Annotated in this window: 14 protein-coding genes; 11 read left to right on the top strand and 3 right to left on the bottom strand. The window is 53.7% G+C overall.

The genetic code is table 11. From position 1 onward, the window contains the following. The first annotated feature begins 27 nt into the window (after positions 1–27). The 3 genes from OGY09_RS18935 to fadK all read left to right on the top strand — a co-directional run bounded on the left by OGY09_RS18935 (position 28) and on the right by fadK (position 3,327). The gene (locus OGY09_RS18935; protein WP_032943174.1) at positions 28–1,317 is read left to right on the top strand and encodes an FAD-dependent oxidoreductase; all 1,290 of its coding nucleotides are present in this window, start codon (positions 28–30) and stop codon (positions 1,315–1,317) included. After that, the gene (locus OGY09_RS18930) at positions 1,314–1,607 is read left to right on the top strand and encodes a ferredoxin family protein (protein ID WP_003832609.1); all 294 of its coding nucleotides are present in this window, start codon (positions 1,314–1,316) and stop codon (positions 1,605–1,607) included. Before OGY09_RS18935 ends, OGY09_RS18930 begins: the two co-directional genes overlap by 4 nt. An 82-nt stretch (positions 1,608–1,689) precedes the next feature. Then, complete coding sequence (fadK, locus tag OGY09_RS18925) at positions 1,690–3,327, top strand: medium-chain fatty-acid--CoA ligase (RefSeq protein WP_032943173.1); 1,638 nt, start codon at positions 1,690–1,692, stop codon at positions 3,325–3,327. Between the two features lie 67 nt (positions 3,328–3,394). On the opposite strand, the gene ppsA is transcribed toward fadK, so the two are convergent. Next, a complete protein-coding gene (gene ppsA, locus OGY09_RS18920) occupies positions 3,395–5,773 on the bottom strand; it encodes a phosphoenolpyruvate synthase (protein WP_003832604.1) in 2,379 nt (792 codons plus the stop codon). Positions 5,774–6,101: 328 nt separating this feature from the next. Here ppsA and ppsR point away from each other — a divergent pair, with 328 nt between their 5' ends. From ppsR to OGY09_RS18880, 8 genes are all read left to right on the top strand, one after another. Next, a complete protein-coding gene (gene ppsR, locus OGY09_RS18915; RefSeq protein WP_003832602.1) occupies positions 6,102–6,935 on the top strand; it encodes a posphoenolpyruvate synthetase regulatory kinase/phosphorylase PpsR in 834 nt (277 codons plus the stop codon). 126 nt (positions 6,936–7,061) lie between these two features. Beyond that, a complete protein-coding gene (aroH, locus tag OGY09_RS18910) occupies positions 7,062–8,108 on the top strand; it encodes a 3-deoxy-7-phosphoheptulonate synthase AroH (RefSeq protein ID WP_032943172.1) in 1,047 nt (348 codons plus the stop codon). A 170-nt stretch (positions 8,109–8,278) separates the two neighbouring features. Then, complete coding sequence (hemP, locus tag OGY09_RS18905; protein WP_032943171.1) at positions 8,279–8,467, top strand: hemin uptake protein HemP; 189 nt, start codon at positions 8,279–8,281, stop codon at positions 8,465–8,467. A gap of 74 nt (positions 8,468–8,541) precedes the next feature. Further along, the gene (locus tag OGY09_RS18900) at positions 8,542–10,524 is read left to right on the top strand and encodes a TonB-dependent hemoglobin/transferrin/lactoferrin family receptor (protein WP_150388298.1); all 1,983 of its coding nucleotides are present in this window, start codon (positions 8,542–8,544) and stop codon (positions 10,522–10,524) included. 47 nt (positions 10,525–10,571) lie between these two features. Further along, positions 10,572–11,603 (top strand): hematinate-forming heme oxygenase ChuS, encoded by a 1,032-nt coding sequence (chuS, locus tag OGY09_RS18895; protein ID WP_032943169.1) that lies wholly within the window; start codon positions 10,572–10,574, stop codon positions 11,601–11,603. Further along, entirely contained in the window at positions 11,600–12,421 is an 822-nt protein-coding gene (locus OGY09_RS18890; protein WP_032943168.1) for a heme/hemin ABC transporter substrate-binding protein, read from the top strand. The genes chuS and OGY09_RS18890 overlap by 4 nt, the downstream gene beginning before the upstream one ends. Beyond that, a complete protein-coding gene (locus OGY09_RS18885; RefSeq protein ID WP_003832595.1) occupies positions 12,421–13,413 on the top strand; it encodes a FecCD family ABC transporter permease in 993 nt (330 codons plus the stop codon). The genes OGY09_RS18890 and OGY09_RS18885 overlap by 1 nt, the downstream gene beginning before the upstream one ends. Further along, entirely contained in the window at positions 13,406–14,185 is a 780-nt protein-coding gene (locus OGY09_RS18880) for a heme ABC transporter ATP-binding protein (protein WP_032943167.1), read from the top strand. The genes OGY09_RS18885 and OGY09_RS18880 overlap by 8 nt, the downstream gene beginning before the upstream one ends. On the opposite strand, the gene selO is transcribed toward OGY09_RS18880, so the two are convergent. Continuing rightward, the gene (selO, locus tag OGY09_RS18875) at positions 14,182–15,624 is read right to left on the bottom strand and encodes a protein adenylyltransferase SelO (protein ID WP_032943166.1); all 1,443 of its coding nucleotides are present in this window, start codon (positions 15,622–15,624) and stop codon (positions 14,182–14,184) included. The genes OGY09_RS18880 and selO overlap by 4 nt on opposite strands. A 61-nt stretch (positions 15,625–15,685) precedes the next feature. Further along, complete coding sequence (locus OGY09_RS18870; protein ID WP_032943165.1) at positions 15,686–16,399, bottom strand: EAL domain-containing protein; 714 nt, start codon at positions 16,397–16,399, stop codon at positions 15,686–15,688. Positions 16,400–16,712 lie beyond the last annotated feature (313 nt).

Here is a 16,712-nt window from a genome sequence, read left to right as displayed (position 1 = left end):
CCTCGCAGCGGGAAGGGAGCATAAAGCATGTCAGATGAAAAATTTGATGCCATTGTGGTCGGTGCTGGCGTGGCGGGTACGGTTGCAGGCTACGTGATGGCTCAGGCCGGACTGGACGTACTGGTCATCGAGCGCGGTAACAGTGCTGGTAGTAAAAATATGACCGGCGGAAGACTCTATGCACATAGTCTTGAGCGCATCATGCCGGGGTTCGCGCAGGAAGCGCCGCTCGAGCGTAAAGTCACCCGCGAAAAAATCTCCTTTCTGACCGAAGAAAGCGCCGTCACTCTCGATTTCCATCGTGAAAAAGCTGACGCACCAACGCAGGATTCGTATACCGTTTTGCGCAACAGACTTGACCCATGGCTAATGGATAAGGCGGAACAAGCTGGCGTGCAGTTCATCCCCGGCGTGCGCGTCGATGCCCTGATCCGCGAAGGTAATAAGGTTACCGGAGTTCAGGCCGGTGACGATATCCTGGAAGCCAATATTGTCATCCTTGCCGATGGCGTCAACTCTATGCTGGGGCGTTCTCTGGGGATGGTTCCGCCCTCTTCTGCACATCACTATGCCGTTGGCGTAAAAGAGCTGATCGGCTTACCTCCAGCGGTCATTGCAGATCGCTTCAATCTTTCAGGTAATGAAGGCGCGGCCTGGCTGTTTGCAGGCTCACCGTCTGATGGGTTGATGGGAGGCGGATTTTTGTATACCAACCAGGACTCCATCTCTCTGGGTCTGGTGTGTGGTCTGGGGGATATTGCCCATGCCACAAAAAGCATTCCACAAATGCTGGAAGACTTTAAGCAACATCCAACTATTCGGCCATTGATTGCCGGTGGAGAACTACTGGAATATTCCGCGCATATGGTGCCGGAAGGCGGCCTGGCAATGGTTCCAAAGCTGGTCGATGACGGTGTGATGATCGTGGGAGATGCCGCCGGTTTCTGTTTGAACCTGGGTTTCACGGTGCGAGGTATGGATTTGGCCATCGCTTCCGCAGAAGCCGCTGCCCAAACAGCTATTGCAGCAAAAGAACGCCAGGATTTCTCTGCCAGCAGCCTGATGGACTACAAGCGCGCGCTCGAACAGGGCTGTGTGATGCGTGATTTACAGCATTTTCGCAAGATCCCGGCGTTAATGGAAAACCCACGGCTGTTCACCCAGTATCCGCGTATGGTGGCCGACATCATGAGCGATATGTTCACCGTTGACGGACGTCCAAATCAACCGGTTCGCAAGATGATTATGTCCCACGCAAAACAAATCGGGCTGATGAACTTACTGAAAGACGGTATCAAGGGGGCAACTGCACTATGAATCAGGACAATACCGTTAACGTTGACGTCAAACTGGGCGTCAATAAATTCAATGTCGATGAAGGCCACCCGCACATTATCCTGGCCGAACATCCAGACCTTAATGAATTTCGCAAGCTGCTGAAAGCCTGCCCCGCCGGGCTGTATAAGCAGGATGAGAGTGGAAACATTCATTTTGATTCTGCTGGTTGCCTGGAGTGCGGAACGTGTCGAGTACTGTGCGGCGACACGATCCTCGACCAATGGGAATATCCGGTCGGAACATTTGGCGTTGATTTTCGCTACGGCTAATGGATTTTGCCTGTAGTACACCGGATCGGCCACGCCGGCCATCCGGTCAGATGTATGCCGAAATCATCCTGGGAATAACTTCATGAGTATCACACTAACGTTTAACGCCGAACGCCGCGAAGTCTGGCGGCAACAGGGTTTATGGGGAGATGCTTCGCTTGGCGATTACTGGAACCAAACTGCCAGAGCCATGCCAGATAAAATCGCCGTGGTTGATAACCATGGCGCTTCATACACCTATGCTGCACTCGACAGCGCGGCCAGCAGTCTGGCAACCTGGTTTTTAGCCTGCGGTATTCAACCCGGCGATCGCATTGCCTTCCAGTTACCGGGCTGGTGCGAGTTTACGATTATCTACCTGGCCTGCCTGAAAACCGGGGCCGTTTCCGTACCTCTGCTGCCAGCGTGGCGTGAAGCAGAGCTGATATGGGTGCTAAATAAGTGTAAAGCGAAGATTTTTTTCGCACCTACGCTGTTTAAACAGACCCGACCGGTCGATCTGATCCTCCCCTTACAAAACCAGTTGCCGCATCTGCAACAGATCGTTGCCGTGGATAAACTAGCTCCGGCAACGACCTCGCTGGCGCTCAGTCAACTGCTTTTAGCTCCGCCTTTAACCCAGACGATTAATGTTCACGCCGATGAACTGGCGGCAGTGTTGTTTACCTCCGGTACCGAGGGAATGCCAAAAGGCGTAATGCTGACCCACAACAACATCCTTGCCAGCGAGCGCGCCTACTGTGCCCGCCTCAATCTCACCTGGCAGGATGTGTTTTTGATGCCCGCACCACTGGGACACGCTACCGGTTTTCTGCATGGCGTTACTGCACCGTTTTTAATCGGCGCACGCAGCGTATTGTTAGATATTTTCACCCCAACCGCCTGTCTTGAACTGCTGGAGCAACAACGCTGTACCTGTGTGCTCGGCGCAACGCCCTTCGTCTACGACATGTTGTGTAGCATGGAAAAACGACCACGCGATCTCTCATCGCTACGCTTTTTCTTATGTGGGGGCACAACCATTCCACAGAAGATTGCCCGTGACTGCCAGCAGCTCGGCATAAAATTATTAAGCATTTATGGCTCGACAGAGAGTTCACCGCATGCGCTGGTCAATCTCGATGATTCGCTTTCTCGCATGATGAATACCGACGGATATGCTGCTGCAGGCGTCGAAATTAAAGTGGTCGACGAAGCACGCAATACGTTGCCCGCGGGGGTAGAAGGTGAAGAAGCTTCGCGTGGTCCCAATGTGTTTATGGGCTACCTCGATGAACCCGAACTCACCGCCCGCGCGCTGGATCAAGACGGCTGGTATTACAGTGGCGACTTATGCCGAATGGACGATGCGGGGTACATCAAAATCACCGGACGGAAAAAAGATATCATTGTCCGCGGTGGAGAAAACATCAGCAGCCGCGAAGTTGAGGATATTTTATTGCAGCATCCTCGCATTCACGATGCCTGTGTTGTCGCGATGCCGGACGAACGGTTAGGTGAAAGGTCGTGTGCTTACGTGGTTCTAAAACCTCCGCATCATTCGCTGTCGCTGGAATCAGTGGTGGCATTTTTTAGCCGCAAGCGGGTGGCAAAGTACAAATACCCTGAGCACATTGTGATCGTGGAGAAATTACCGCGCACGGCGTCAGGTAAAGTACAAAAATACCAGCTTCGTCAGGATATTATTCAGCGTTTGAGCGTGGAGAGTATTACAGGATAAAGCGCCGGATGGCGATGCTCACGCATCTTATCCGGCCTACGTTGAATAGGCCGGATAAGGCATGATATTACTTGTTCAGTTCAGCCAGACTCAGCCAGGTTTGTACGACGGTGTCCGGGTTCAGCGACAGGCTGTCGATCCCCTCTTCCATCAGCCAGGCTGCGAAGTCTTCGTGGTCAGAAGGTCCCTGGCCGCAAATACCCACGTATTTACCCTGTTTCTTGGCTGCACGAATCGCCATCGACAGCAGTGCTTTCACCGCGTCGTTACGTTCATCAAACAGTTCAGAAACCACACCAGAGTCACGATCCAGACCCAGCGCCAGCTGCGTCATGTCGTTTGAGCCGATGGAGAAGCCGTCGAAGTATTCGAGGAACTGCTCGGCCAGCAAGGCGTTAGACGGGATCTCACACATCATGATGATCTTCAGTCCGTTCTCGCCGCGTTTCAGCCCCTGGCGTGCCAGCTCTTCCACCACCGCTTTCGCCTGGGCAACGGTACGTACAAACGGTACCATCACTTCAACGTTAGTCAGGCCCATGTCGTTACGGACACGTTTTACCGCGTCGCATTCCAGCGCGAAGCAGTCGCGGAAGCTGTCGGCAACATAACGGCCCGCCCCACGGAAGCCCAGCATCGGATTCTCTTCATGCGGTTCATAACGCTCACCGCCGACCAGGTTGGCATATTCGTTGGACTTAAAGTCCGACATACGCACGATGACGCGTTTTGGATAAAACGCCGCACCCAGCGTTGCGATCCCTTCCGTCAGACGACCGACATAGAATTCACGCGGAGAATCGAAACCTTTCATCATGGCGCGGATTTCATTTTGCAGTTCAGGCGTCTGGTCATCGAACTCCAGCAGCGCACGCGGGTGTACGCCAATCATGCGGTTGATGATAAATTCCAGACGCGCCAGGCCGACGCCTTCGTTTGGCAGACAGGCAAAGTCGAAAGCCCGGTCCGGGTTACCGACGTTCATCATCACCTTCAACGGCAGATCCGGCATGGTCTCTACGCTGGAACTCTTCACGCTAAAGTCGAGCATGTCAGCGTAAACATAACCGGTATCGCCTTCGGCACAGGAGACGGTTACCTTCTCACCATCTTTCATGCGCTCGGTCGCATCGCCACAGCCCACCACGGCCGGGATCCCCAGTTCACGGGCAATGATTGCCGCGTGACAGGTACGACCGCCACGGTTAGTGACAATTGCTGCCGCTTTCTTCATGATCGGTTCCCAGTCCGGGTCGGTCATGTCGGTAACCAGTACGTCGCCTGGTTCGATGCGGTTCATTTCGCTGATGTCATGAATGACTTTGACCGGACCCGCGCCAATGCGGTGGCCGATGGCGCGACCTTCAGCAATAATTTTACCCTGAGCATGCAGCGTATAACGCTCCATCACCTGACCGCGAGAGCGCACGGTTTCTGGACGAGCCTGAACAATGAACAGCTTGCCGGTATGGCCGTCTTTCGCCCATTCGATGTCCATTGGACGACCGTAGTGCTTCTCGATCTGCACCGCTTGCTTGGCCAGTTCCTGCACTTCTTCGTTAGTCAGGGAGAAAATGTCGCGTTGTTCCTGCGGGACATCTTCAATGGTCACCTGCTTACCGTGTTCCTGGGTCGGCGCGTAAATCATGCGGATTTTTTTCGATCCCATTGTGCGACGGACGATCGCCGGACGGTTAGCCGCCAGGGTCGGTTTGTGCACGTAGAATTCATCCGGGTTAACGGCGCCCTGCACGACCATTTCGCCCAAGCCCCAGGCGGACGTGATAAAGACAACCTGGTCGAAACCGGATTCGGTATCGATGGAGAACATTACGCCTGAGGACGCGAGGTCAGAACGCACCATCCGCTGAACGCCAGCAGAAAGTGCGACGCCACGGTGGTCATAGCCCTGGTGAACACGATAAGAGATCGCGCGGTCGTTAAACAGCGAGGCAAATACGTGTTTGATGGCAACCAGTACGGCATCAAATCCCTGGACGTTGAGGAAGGTTTCCTGCTGACCGGCAAATGACGCATCTGGCATATCTTCTGCGGTAGCGGAAGAACGCACGGCAAAAGAGGCATTGGCATCGTCCGCTGACAGCTGCGCGTAGGCATCGCGGACGGCATTTTCCAGTTCGGGCTGGAAAGGAGTGTCGATAATCCACTGGCGGATCTGTGCCCCGGCTTTCGCAAGCTCAGTGACATCGTCGATATCCGTTTTATCCAGCAGCTCATAAATGCGCTGGTTTACACCGCTCTGGTCCAGAAACTGGTTAAACGCATCGGCGGTCGTTGCAAAACCATTCGGTACGGAAACACCCATACCTGAAAGGTTAGTAATCATTTCACCCAGGGAGGCATTTTTGCCTCCAACTCTGTCTACATCATTCATGCCGAGTTGGTTATACCAAAGCACCAGCGGTGACGAGCCATTGTTGGACATCGAACAATCCTTATATATGAACGAGGTTAGGAAACTCAATTTTGCGTAATTATCTTGGCATATTTACTCCGGCGAAAAAAACGGTGAATCGTTCAAGCAACTTTATTTTTTATTTTTTCAGATTGTTTCCGCATTTGCGCAAACCCGCGAGCCACACGGGATCACCACAAAAATGACCGGTATAAACATTTGTTCCGAAAAATGAAATGTACTTTTCATTAAATATAAAAATACCGTTTCATTTTATAAAATAGATGCCGCAATATTCGCTTCTGGCGAATTTTAATTTATGCTTTCAGAGAATTATATCTGCCCCAGGATGAGCAAAATGGATAATGCTGTTGATCGTCACGTATTTTATATTTCTGATGGTACGGCCATCACCGCCGAGGTATTGGGTCACGCGGTGATGTCGCAATTTCCGGTCACGATCAGCAGTATTACGCTGCCGTTTGTGGAAAATGAGAGTCGTGCGCGCGCGGTTAAAGACCAGATTGACGCTATCTACCAACAAACTGGCGTGCGCCCTTTAGTGTTTTACTCCATCGTCCTGCCGGAAATTCGCTCGATCATTCTGCAAAGCGAAGGGTTTTGTCAGGATATCGTGCAGGCGTTGGTTGCCCCACTGCAGCACGAGATGAAACTCGACCCTACGCCTATCGCCCACCGCACGCACGGTCTGAATCCCGGTAACCTCAACAAGTACGACGCGCGCATCGCTGCCATTGACTACACCCTCGCCCACGACGACGGTATTTCGTTGCGCAACCTCGATCAGGCGCAGGTGATCCTGCTCGGCGTTTCCCGTTGCGGCAAAACCCCGACCAGTTTGTATCTGGCCATGCAGTTTGGTATCCGCGCGGCCAACTACCCCTTTATTGCCGATGATATGGATAATCTGGTGCTGCCCACTTCCCTGAAGCCGTTGCAGCATAAGCTGTTCGGTCTGACTATCGACCCTGAGCGCCTGGCGGCCATCCGCGAAGAACGCCGTGAGAACAGCCGTTACGCCTCGCTGCGTCAGTGCCGTATGGAAGTTGCTGAGGTGGAAGCGCTTTATCGGAAAAACCAGATCCCCTGGCTGAACAGTACCAATTATTCGGTAGAAGAGATTGCTACCAAGATCCTCGATATCATGGGATTGAATCGCCGCATGTACTAGAATGCTAGTGCATTGGTTCGATTTTTTGTTATTATGCTCGCCACCAGGCAGGATGAGTGTGATATTGTGATGTACATCACTTCCCGGTAGTCCTGCCGTTGAAGCAACAAATTTCTGAGACAAGTAATGAACAGAACCGATGAACTCCGTACTGCGCGTATTGACAACCTGGTCACTCCAGCAGAGCTTGCGCAACGGCATCCTGTTTCGTCCTCCGTCGCCCGTCATGTTACGGACTCCCGACGTCGGATAGAAAAAATTTTAAATGGTGAAGACCCCCGTTTACTGGTGATCGTAGGTCCCTGCTCGATTCACGATCTTGATGCCGCGATGGAATACGCGACACGGTTACAGGCGCTGCGCGCTAAGCACCAGGCGCGTCTGGAAATCGTGATGCGTACCTATTTTGAAAAACCACGCACCGTCGTAGGCTGGAAAGGCCTGATTTCCGACCCGGATTTGAATGGCAGTTATCGTGTGAACCACGGTATTGAACTGGCGCGAAAACTGCTGTTGCAGGTCAACGAACTGGGCGTCCCCACGGCGACTGAATTCCTCGACATGGTGACCGGCCAGTTTATTGCTGATTTAATCAGTTGGGGAGCTATTGGCGCGCGCACCACCGAAAGTCAGATCCATCGTGAAATGGCCTCCGCGCTCTCCTGCCCGGTCGGCTTTAAGAACGGAACGGATGGCAACACGCGCATCGCCGTCGATGCGATTCGCGCCTCCCGCGCCAGTCACATGTTCCTCTCGCCGGATAAAACCGGTCAGATGACCATTTACCAGACCAGCGGTAACCCTTACGGGCATATCATCATGCGTGGCGGTAAAAAGCCGAATTATTATGCTGAAGATATTGCTGCCGCCTGCGATACCCTGCACGAATTTTCCCTGCCTGAGCATCTGGTGGTCGATTTTAGCCACGGCAATTGCCAGAAGCAGCATCGCCGTCAGTTGGACGTTTGTGATGATGTATGCCAGCAAATTCGCAATGGTTCGACGGCGATTTCCGGGATTATGGCGGAGAGTTTCTTGCGTGAAGGTACGCAAAAAATCGTTAGCGGCCAGCCGCTGGTTTACGGTCAGTCCATTACCGACCCGTGCCTGAACTGGGAAGATACTGAACTGTTGGTTGAAAAACTCGCCTCTGCGGTTGATAGCCGTTTTTAATGCTGTTCGCCGGGCAATATCACCTTGCCCGGCGCTAATCCCTTGTTTTCCCCTTGCTTATTGCGCAAAAAACGTTCTCGTCACAATTATTTCACAAAAACGCTTGCCGCAAATTTGTAGTTTGATGATAATGATTATCATTGTTACATTGATTGTTATTTTTAAACACTATGTCACGTATGGATAACACAACGGCAACGCCTGCAAAAGACAAAACACCGCCTTCCGTCGCGCCAAACGAGCGACGAATTGACAGTAAAACCCTGCTTGGTAACGAAGGACGCGTGATCATAGAACATGATGGTCAGCACTACCTGCTGCGCCAGACACAAGCCGGAAAACTCATTCTGACTAAATAAACAACACATTTCGCCAGCCACCCAGGTCATACCCAGGCAGCCAGCGCTTTTCGATTTCCTAATGGAGAGTTGCTATGCCTTACCTGCACACCGCTTCCCTGCGCCCATCGCTGTTGGCGCTGGCGATTATCAGTAACCTGCCCGCCGTCGCCTGGGCGGCGGTCGAGGATATGACCGTTACCGCCACCGGCAATGCCCGTAGCGCCTTTGAAGCGCCAATGATGGTTAGCGTCATTGACGCCACCGCCCCAGAAAACCAAACCGCCAGCTCAGCTGCCGACCTGTTACGTAAGGTTCCAGGCCTGACCCTTGACGGTACGGGCCGTACCAACGGCCAGGACGTGAATCTGCGCGGCTACGATCGACGCGGCGTTCTGGTACTGGTTGACGGTGTTCGTCAGGGAACCGACACCGGACACCTGAACAGTACCTTCCTCGACCCGGCGCTTATCAAACGCATCGAAGTCGTGCGTGGCCCTTCCGCACTACTGTACGGTAGCGGCGCGCTAGGCGGCGTGATCGCCTATGACACTGCAGATGCCAAAGATCTACTGGACGTCGGGCAAAACAGCGGTTATCGCGTGTTCGGTACCGCGGCGACCGGCGATCACAGTCTCGGCATGGGTGCCAGCACGTATGGCCGTACCGATACGCTGGACGGACTGCTTGCCTGGTCCAGCCGCGATCGCGGTGATTTACGCCAGAGTGACGGTACTACTGCGCCGAATGACGAAGCAATTAACAATATGCTGGCGAAAGGTAGCTGGAAAATTGACAGCGCCCAGACGCTGGCCGGTTCGCTGCGTTACTACAATAATGACGCCCGGGAACCTAAAAACCCGCAGACCAGCGCGGCGGATGCCAGCAACCCGATGACCAACCGTTCAACGATCCAGCGTGATGCGCAACTGACCTACTCGCTCGCTCCGGCGGACAATGACTGGCTGAACGCTGACGCCCGTATCTACTGGTCCGAAGCGCGCATTAATGCTCAGAACGCAGATAACACTGGCGAATTTCGCAAGCAAACCACCAAAGGCGGGAAGATCGACAACCGCAGCCGCCTGTTTACCGACTCTTTTGCATCTCACCTGTTGACCTACGGCGGTGAATACTATCGTCAGGAACAACAACCGGGAGGAGCAACAACTGGCTTCCCGGAGGCTAAGATCGATTTCAGCTCCGGCTGGCTACAGGATGAAATCACCCTGCGCGACCTGCCGGTTACGCTGCTGGGCGGTACCCGTTATGACTCTTATCGCGGCAGCAGCGACGGTTATGAAGATGTCGATGCCGATAAATGGTCGTCCCGCGCCGGATTAACGGTTGCGCCAACTGACTGGCTGATGCTGTTCGGTTCATACGCTCAGGCTTTCCGTGCCCCGACTATGGGCGAGATGTATAACGATGCGAAACACTTCTCGATTGGTCGTTTTTACACCAACTACTGGGTGCCGAACCCTAACCTGCGCCCGGAAACCAACGAAACACAGGAATACGGATTTGGCCTGCGCTTTGACGATCTTCTGATGGCGAGCGACGCGCTCGAATTTAAAGCCAGCTATTTCGACACCAAAGCGAAAGATTACATCTCCACCAGCGTCGATTTCGCCGCTGCAACAACCATGTCCTATAACGTACCCAACGCCAAAATCTGGGGCTGGGATGTGATGGCGAAATATTCCACCGATCTGTTCAGCCTCGACATGGCCTATAACCGCACACGCGGAAAAGATACTGACACCGGCGAATACATTTCAAGCATTAACCCGGACACCGTCACCAGCAAACTGAATGTGCCAGTTGCGCACAGCGGTTTCTCTGTCGGCTGGATAGGGACATTTGCTGACCGTTCAACGCATATCAGCAGCACCTACGCTAAACAGCCCGGCTATGCGGTAAACGATTTCTACGTCAGCTATCAGGGCCAACAAGCGCTGAAAGGCATGACCACCACGCTGGTACTAGGCAACGCCTTCGACAAAGAGTACTGGTCGCCGCAAGGCATTCCGCAGGATGGTCGTAATGGCAAAATTTTCGTGAGTTATCAGTGGTAATCACTTTTCCCCGGTTCGCCGGGGACGCAATCTGGAAGGAAGAGACAATGAATCATTACACACGCTGGCTGGAACTGAAGAAAGAAAATCCTGGCAAATACGCACGTGATATTGCGGGGTTGATGAATATTAGCGAAGCCGAACTGACCTTTGCACGCGTCGGTCACGATGCCTGGCGCTTACGTGGCGAAGTGCGTGAAATTCTCAGCGCACTGGAAGCAGTTGGCGAAACCAAATGTATTTGCCGCAATGAATACGCAGTACATGAGCAGGTGGGTGCTTTTACCAATCAGCACCTCAACGGTCATGCCGGACTGGTTCTCAATCCGCGCGCCCTCGATCTGCGTCTTTTCCTGAATCAGTGGGCCAGCACCTTTCATATCAGCGAAACAACCGCCCATGGTGAGCGTCAGAGCATTCAGTTCTTCGACCATCAGGGAGATGCGCTGCTGAAGGTCTATACCACGCAAAATACCCTCGTTGAGGAATGGGCAGCGTTGCTGACCCGTTTCATCTTTGCAGAAAACCCGCCGCTGGCACTGCAACCCGCCAACAATTCTGCGCCTGCCGCCGTCACGGTCGATGCGCAGACCGTCGATCAAGAGTGGCGAGCGATGACCGATGTCCACCAGTTCTTCGGTCTGCTGAAACGCCATGAACTCACCCGCCAACAGGCATTTAATCTGGTGGGCGACGATCTGGCCTGTAAGGTTTCTAATAGTGCACTGGCGCAGTTACTCGACACCGCGCGTCAGGATGGCAACGAAATTATGGTTTTTGTGGGTAATCGCGGCTGTGTACAGATTTTTACCGGCGTGATTGAAAAACTGGTACCGATGAAAGGCTGGCTAAACATCTTCAACCCAACCTTTACCCTGCATCTGCTGGAAGAGAGCGTGGCCGAAACGTGGGTGACGCGCAAACTGACCGCCGATGGTCACGTCACCAGTCTGGAACTGTTTGCTGCCGACGGTACGCAAATCGCACAACTGTATGGTCAACGTACGGAAGGCGAGCCGGAGCAGACGCAATGGCGCGCACAGATTGACGCACTGACGCCGAAAGGACTGGCCGCATGAAAAAACTGCTGGCCCTGATCGCGCTGCTGCCCTTCGCCACACTGGCTGCGCCCGAGGAACGAGTTGTTGCCCTCGGTGGCGATGTCACCGAGATCGTATACGCACTGGGAGCACAACCCTCCCTTGTGGCGAGAGACAGCACCAGCCAATGGCCTGCTGCGGCAACCGCGTTACCTGATGTTGGTTATTTGCGCCAGCTCAACGCCGAAGGGATCCTTGCCACACGCCCTACGCTGGTCCTTGCCAGCGCGCAGGCGCAGCCTTCTCTGGTGTTAAAACAGCTCGAGCAGAGCAACGTCAGGGTTGTCACGATCCCAGCAAGCAACGATCTTAACGCGATTGATGAAAAAGTTCGGGTTATCGCCGAGGCTACTCATCGGGAGGCCGACGGCGAAACGCTGCGCGCAACGTTACGTCAGGAACTGGCGACACTCCCGTCATCTGAACTTAATAAACGTGTGCTGTTTATTCTCAATCATGGCGGGATGACCGCGATGGCGGCGGGCCAGCAAACCGGAGCCGATGCGGCGATTCGTGCCGCAGGTCTACGCAACGCGATGCAGGGCGTTAATCGCTATCAGCCGCTGTCACAAGAAGGCGTCATTGCCAGCCAGCCCGATCTGGTAGTGATTTCACAAGAAGGTGTTAAGGCGATGGGTGGCGAGGCAAACCTGTGGGCGCTACCGGGACTTGCGCAAACACCTGCCGGAAGGAATAAACAGGTATTGCAGGTTGACGATATGGCGCTGTTGGGCTTCAGCGTTCGGACGCCACAGGCTATTTTGCAGCTTCGTGCTAAAGCGGAGCAATTGCCCTGATGTCCCGGCGGATCACCTGTTCGTTGTGGATGTTGGCATTGATGCTGGTTGTAATGACGGTTCTGGCTACCGGTTTTGGCGCGTTGCGCCTGCCGGTAAGTCTGCTCTGGCGTGATGGCGATGAGGCACTGCGTCAAATCTGGCTCACGATTCGTCTGCCCCGCGTCCTGCTGGCGCTAGTGATTGGCGGCTCTCTGGCGCTCGCGGGCTGCGTGATGCAGGGGCTGTTTCGCAATCCACTTGCAGACCCTGGATTACTGGGAATAAGCAGCGGCGCCGCCTGCGCTGTGGCCCTGTGGGTGGTGCTGCCTGTCTCCTTGCCCGCGCTGCTGATGTTGTATGCTCCAATGCTGGCCGCTTTTTTCGGCGCGCTGGCGGCAACCGTAGTGATTTTTATCCTTAGCCAACAGCGCGACGGTTCACTCTCACGCCTGCTGCTGGTCGGCATTGCCATTAACGCGCTCTGTGGGGCGGCGGTTGGCGTTTTGTCGTGGGTCAGTAATGATGCGCAACTGCGCCAGCTGTCGCTATGGGGAATGGGAAGTCTGGGGGCCGCGCAGTGGTCCACACTGTTGGCTGTCACTTCACTGACAATCCCGACAGTGCTGATCATCTGGCGACTTGCTCCGGCGCTGAATCTTCTGCAACTGGGTGAGGAAGAGGCGCATTATCTCGGCGTTGATGTGCGTACAATCCAGCGTATTTTGCTGCTTTGTAGCGCACTACTGGTTGCCTCAGCCGTGGCGGTAAGCGGCGTGATTGGCTTTATCGGGTTGGTCATCCCACATTTAATACGTATGTGGCTCGGCTCAGACCATCGGGCCGTTATTCCGGGTTCCGTGCTGGCGGGCGCATTTTTATTGCTGATTGCCGACACACTGGCCCGTACGGCGGTTGCGCCTGCGGAGATGCCGGTCGGTCTGTTAACCAGTCTTCTCGGCGCACCGTGGTTTTTATGGCTTATTTTTCGTCAGCGAGGACCGCATGGCTGAACATTTCATCGCCGAAAGGCTTCACTATCACGTAGCTGGCAGAGCGGTGATCGACGACGTATCGCTCGCCCTTACAAAAGGTGAACTGGTGGCGCTCATCGGCCCAAACGGTGCGGGGAAATCCACTCTGCTACGCTTGCTGACCGGTTTTCTGAAACCGGCTACCGGGCGCTGCGTGCTGGCGGGCAAACCGCTGGAGGAGTGGCCTACCCAAATGCTGTCGCGACACCGGGCGGTAATGCGTCAGCAAACGCAACTGGGATTTGACTGGCAGGTAGAGGCCGTCATCGCGATGGGTCGCGCGCCCTGGACCCAACGACCGGAACCTGGGCTTATTGCACAGGTAATGGAGATGACCGGATGTACGCCTCTGGCAGGCCGGCAATACGCCGCGCTTTCCGGCGGCGAGCAACAGCGAGTGCAGTTAGCCCGTGCGTTGGCACAACTCTGGTGCGACGGTGCGCCTCGCGGTTGGTTATTCCTTGATGAACCGACCTCCGCGCTGGATCTTTACCACCAGCAGCATCTGTTGCGCATGCTAAAAACGCTAACCGCTTCGGGTGAGCTGCATGTGTGCATTGTGCTTCACGATCTGAACCTCGCCGCACTGTGGGCAGACAGAATAGTGCTGCTGCACAACGGCAGGCTGGTGTCGCAGGGAACACCGGAAACTGTGTTACAGGCCGATGATCTGAAGCGCTGGTACGGTGCTCAGGTACACGTTGGCCAGCATCCGGCCAACGCTTCCCCGCAGGTATTTCTGGCCCCTTAGCTTGAACAACTCACTTCCAGCCGTTTGCCCCAGTCAGGTGGACGGCTGGCATAGTCGTCATCGCGATCGGCAAACGGGGTACGCAACGCCTGGTGCAACCGATGCAGTTCGGCGTAATCCCCCTGCTCTGCCTGACTAATCGCCCGTTGCGCCAGCCAGTTACGTAATACCATCGCCGGATTTGCCGCCTTCATCTGTGTTTGTCTGACTGCATCGGCAATATTGTCCTGCTGAAGGCGCGAGCGATACCGCGTGAACCAGTCGTCAAATGCTGCGCGGTCGATAAACTCATCGCGCAACGGAGATTGCGCACTGTGCTGCTCCGTTTCGCTGAGCATGCGAAACGTTCGCGTATAGTCGCTTCTTTCTCGCGCCATCAGGCTAAACAGTTCGCTAAGCAGTTCGTTATCGTCTTTCTGCTCGCTAAAGAAGCCGAGCTTTTGCCGCATCCGCTGACCATAGCGAGTTAACAGCGCCAGCTGGTAACTGTCCAGCGCATCATTTAGCGCCTCGACCTGGATAAACGGCGACAGGGTTTGCGCCAGACGTTGCAGGTTCCACAACGCAGCAGCCGGTTGGTTATCGAAACTGTATCGCCCCTGGTTGTCAGAGTGGTTGCAGATATAATCAGGCACGTAATCATCAAGAAAACCGAATGGACCGTAATCCATCGTCAGACCCAGAATCGACATGTTGTCCGTGTTCATAACACCATGTGCAAATCCTACCGCCTGCCAGTCAGCGATTAACGTCGCAGTACGCGTGACAACATCGTTAAACCACAGCTGATACTTATCGGCTTCTTCCTGCCATTGCGGCCAGTAATGGCGAATCGCAAAGTCAGCCAACTCGCGCACTTTTTCCGGCTCTCGGCGATAGTAAAAATGCTCAAAATGGCCAAACCGCATATGGCTTTGCGCCACGCGAATGAGCATCGCCCCTGCTTCGACCGTTTCGCGATAAACCGGCGAGTCACTGGTGACAATCGACAATGCCCGCGTGGTCGGTATTCCCAGGTAGTACATCGCTTCACTGGCCAGGCTTTCACGAATGGTCGAGCGCAGCACGGCACGCCCATCACCCATGCGGGAATACGGCGTGAGTCCGGCGCCTTTCAGGTGCCAGTCAAACGTTGAACCATCCACGAGCTGTTGTTCGCCCAGCAGGATCCCACGTCCATCGCCAAGCTGACCAGCCCAGACGCCGAACTGATGCCCACTATAAACCTGGGCTAAAGGCGACATCCCGGGAAGCAACGATTCGCCGCCCCAAACGCCTGCACCAGTCGGAATATCAAATAGCGCCGCAGGAATTGCTAATTGCTCCGCCAGCGCATCGTTATGCCAGATAAGGCGCGCGTTTTTCAGAGGGGTGGGTGAAAGCGCGGTATAGGTTGCTGGTAGTTCATCACGCCAGCGAGTGGTAAAAGACAGGGTCATAGGGCCTCCTGCCTCTAGTGTAGACTGTTAATAGGCTGTTAAACACCAGCAAATAAAAGGGTTATATCTTAGCGAGCGAAATTATCTGCGCAGGAGGCACCGCAGGCCACAACCCTCCCTGCATGGCACTAAATCCCACAGGCAAGACGCGCTCCAGCATCTCTTGTGTATCAATTCCGCTAATGATTATTGACTCACAGCTGGGCGATAGTTGCGCCAGAATAGCCCGCATAAACGGTTCAAACGAAATATGTGCAATCCTTTGTTGAACAAAGTTTTTATCCAGCACGACGCGTTTGAACAGGCCGTCAAAAATTGCCCGGGTTGATATACCGCCAGAACCATAGTTTGTCAGGACTAATGGAAATCGCGCAGCAAGTGCGGCCAATATTGGATTATCTTTACCTTTGTTTAACTCCGGATAGCTTTCATTAATAGTCAGCTCCAGAAATGAAAATCGTTCAACTTGTGAAGCAAGTTCAGTATCTGATAATAAAGTATTAGCAACTGCTGGCGTTAAATTAATCCAGGCGGATACTTTTCGCTGAATAAAAAAATGTTGGCACGTTTCGATTAATTCTAGTTTTTCTACAAATAAACGACATTGTTCGTCGTCTGACATCCGAGGTAGGACCAGCTCGGTGGGTATACACACATCCCCATGCGCACTGGCGAAACTGGTGATGATATCGACGAATTCAAGATCGCCTTTTTCGCTTCTCGCAGGAAGAAAAGAGAACTCAGAATGGTAAAGATTATCCAGTGAAACAATCATCGTGCCAGCCCCGCTGCATGGGTGTTATCCGGCATCCTGTAGCAAAGGATGGAGAAATACGTTACTGCTGATGCAAGTAGAGGCCCTTTCATTTTTCCCTTTTTAGCCGGTAAATCGAATCCTTTTTTTTAGCTTATCCTGATTATAAGCGAATATCCAGCTTTGCACTTTTTAATATCTCGGAATAAATCATATTTTTAGCAAGATACGCTCTTAATGTTCAGGGGGATTGTCTAACCAAAAGCAGAAATAAAAGTTAACTTTCAAATGGTGATGTTGAGGCTGCGCACTCGATGGCAGCCTCGGGGTTGCG

The organism is Citrobacter sp. Cpo071 (assembly GCF_030332765.1).
Taxonomy (GTDB): Bacteria; Pseudomonadota; Gammaproteobacteria; order Enterobacterales; family Enterobacteriaceae; genus Citrobacter; species Citrobacter portucalensis.
This window is presented reverse-complemented; position numbering and strand designations above follow the sequence as displayed.